Annotated in this window: 2 protein-coding genes; both read right to left on the reverse strand. The window is 68.5% G+C overall.

The genetic code is table 11. The features are described from left to right. Nucleotides 1–5 precede the first annotated feature (5 nt). Entirely contained in the window at nucleotides 6–785 is a 780-nt protein-coding gene (gene istB, locus ABD844_RS52845) for an IS21-like element helper ATPase IstB (protein WP_344897909.1), read from the reverse strand. Continuing rightward, nucleotides 782–2,269: an IS21 family transposase gene (istA, locus tag ABD844_RS52850; protein ID WP_344897912.1), complete on the reverse strand. Its 1,488-nt coding sequence runs from the start codon at nucleotides 2,267–2,269 to the stop codon at nucleotides 782–784. Before istA ends, istB begins: the two co-directional genes overlap by 4 nt. Between the last annotated feature and the right edge of the window lie 118 nt (nucleotides 2,270–2,387).

A 2,387-nucleotide genomic window follows, 5' to 3' on the forward strand; every position in this document is an offset into this window, starting at 1 on the left:
GTTGACTACTTCTTGGTGAGGCGTCGGCCTGTCCGGGTTCGTGCCTGTTTCATGCGGAAGGATTCGCCTTCGGTGGTCACGACGACGCTGTGGTGCAGGAGCCGGTCGAGCAGGCTGACGGCGGTGGTGTGTTCGGGCAGGAAGCGTCCCCACTGGTCGAAGGGCCAGTGCGAGCCGATGCCGAGCGCGCGGCGTTCGTAGGCGGCGGCAACGAATCGGAACAGCAGTTGCGCGCCGGTGTCGTCCAGTGGGGCGAAGCCGACTTCGTCGATGATCACCAGGTCGTTGCGGAGCAGGTTCTCGATGACGCGGCCGACGGAGTTGTCGGCCAGTCCGCGATAGAGCGTCTCGACCAGGTCGGCGGCGGTGAAGTAGCGCACCTTATGCCCGGCGTGCACGGCCGCGACGCCGAGGGCGATGAGGCTGTGGCTCTTGCCCGTGCCCGCCGGGCCGAGGGCGCAGTAGTTCTCGGTGGCGCGGATCCACTCCAGCGAGGCGAGGTAGTCGAAGGTCGCGCGCGGGATCGAGGACGATCCGACGTCGAACTCCTCGACCGTCTTGATCACCGGGAAGGCGGCGGCCTTCATCCGGGTGCGGACATTGGACTCATCGCGCGCGGCCAACTCGGCCTCCAGCAGGGTGCGCAGGAACTCCTCGGGATTCCAGCGTTGCGTCCTGGCTGTGACCAGCAGTTCGGGTGCCAGGCGGCGCATGGTGGCCAGCTTCAGCCGGCGCAGCCCAGCGTCCAGGTCGCTGGGCAGTGCAGGCGTGGTGGGCGCGGTCATCCGGCCTCTCCCATCCGGTCGATCCGGTCGAGGGCGTAGTCGTCCAGCGACCGCGTCGCCACGGCGGGCAGCGCCATGATCAGTGCATCTCCGGCGGCTGTCGGCTGCGGCGTGCCGGCCCCGGCCGCCAGGACGGAGCGCACGTCCTCGGCCCGCCATCGGCGGAACCGCGTCGCGCGTTCCAGCGCCGCGATCAGCGTGTCATCCCCGTGCGCGGCTTGCAGAGCGGCCAGCTCGACCAGGTCGGCGGCCAGACGAGTGTTGCCGGAGGCGGCCGAGCCGGTCAGCCAGCTCTCGGCGGCCGGGCCGAGCGCAAGGAACGCCTTCTCACTCTCGGTGCGCGCCCGGGCGGCCCTCCGAGGTGCCGGACGTGGACCGCCGTAGTGCTCGTCGCAGATGGCGGCCTCGCCAGGGGCGACCGGCGCGTGGTCGGCGACGATCTCGCCGGTGGCCAGATCGGTGACCAGCAACCGGCCGTCGGCCTCGACGACAGCCACCCTCGCGCCGATGAGGGCGTTGGGCACCGAGTAGCGGGCCGAGCCGAACCGCACACACGACAGCTTGTCCACCTTGCGCGTGATCGGAGGCTTGCCGATCGCCGGACGCAGCGACGGCAGCGCACTCATCACCTCCCGCTCGCGGACGAGGCGTTCGGCGGGAACCGCGCAGATCTCCGAGTGCACCACGCTGTTGACTTCGGCGCACCAGGTCCGGGCGGCGATGTTGGCCACCATCAGGTCCTCGAACGGTGCCTGCGGCACGACCAGGTCTCGCTTGGCGTAGCCGACCAGGTTCTCCACGATCCCCTTCGATTCCGGGTCCGCGGCCTCACACCAATCGGGCCGAGTTCCGTAGTGGGTGGCGAAACGCACGTAGTCGGCGGTGGGGACGACTTTGTTGGCGACCACACCGCCCTTCAGGCAGCCCATCCGGTCGGCCAGTACCACCTTGGGCACCGCCCCCAGTGTTTCGAAGCATTCGGCCAGGAAGGACAGCGTGGTCTCAGACCGCTCGTTGTCGGCAAAACACACGAATCGAAAGCGCGACCAGGCCAGCACGGCGCAGAACACGTGGAGCCCGTCACCTGCGTCGCCCCAGTCGATGACCAGCATCTCGCCCGGTGTCCAGATGGCCGGGCGACGTCCACGCGGATTCTGGCGCCGCCAGTTCTTCTTGGCCTCGGCAACCAGTCGCCGGAAGTTGCGCGCCGACCCTGCGTACCCGGCTGCTCGAGCCAAGGGCAGCAGCCGCTTGGCCGAGATCTTCGCGTGCGTCGCGCGCACCTTGTCGGCCACCAACCGGGCGACCGCGTCGTAGTTGTGCTCGCGTTGCTTGCGGGGCGGCGCCTTGTCCCCGGCCAACGCCTTCTCGATGATGCGTTTGACGGTCTTATGGGTGGTGCCGCACATCTCAGCGGCCCCACGATAGGTGCCTACCTCGCGGTAGGCGGCGATGATGTCCATGACTTCCCCCGAAGATTTCATGGCCCGGCAGACTCCCTGAGCGGCGATCATGACTGGCAGACACCGTCACGATCACCGTTCAGGGGCACACCTCTCCCCACGACACGCGAACGCGCGAACAGACATGGGGACTTAAAAC

Origin of the sequence: Nonomuraea antimicrobica (genome assembly GCF_039536965.1) — a bacterium.
Classification (GTDB): domain Bacteria; phylum Actinomycetota; class Actinomycetes; order Streptosporangiales; family Streptosporangiaceae; genus Nonomuraea; species Nonomuraea antimicrobica.

What these genes read in the sequence shown, in the direction of transcription:
- istA (WP_344897912.1), bottom strand. Translation starts at nt 2,269, where the DNA reads ATGAAATCTTCGGGGGAAGTCATGGACATCATCGCCGCCTACCGCGAG.
- istB (WP_344897909.1), bottom strand. Translation starts at nt 785, where the DNA reads ATGACCGCGCCCACCACGCCTGCACTGCCCAGCGACCTGGACGCTGGG.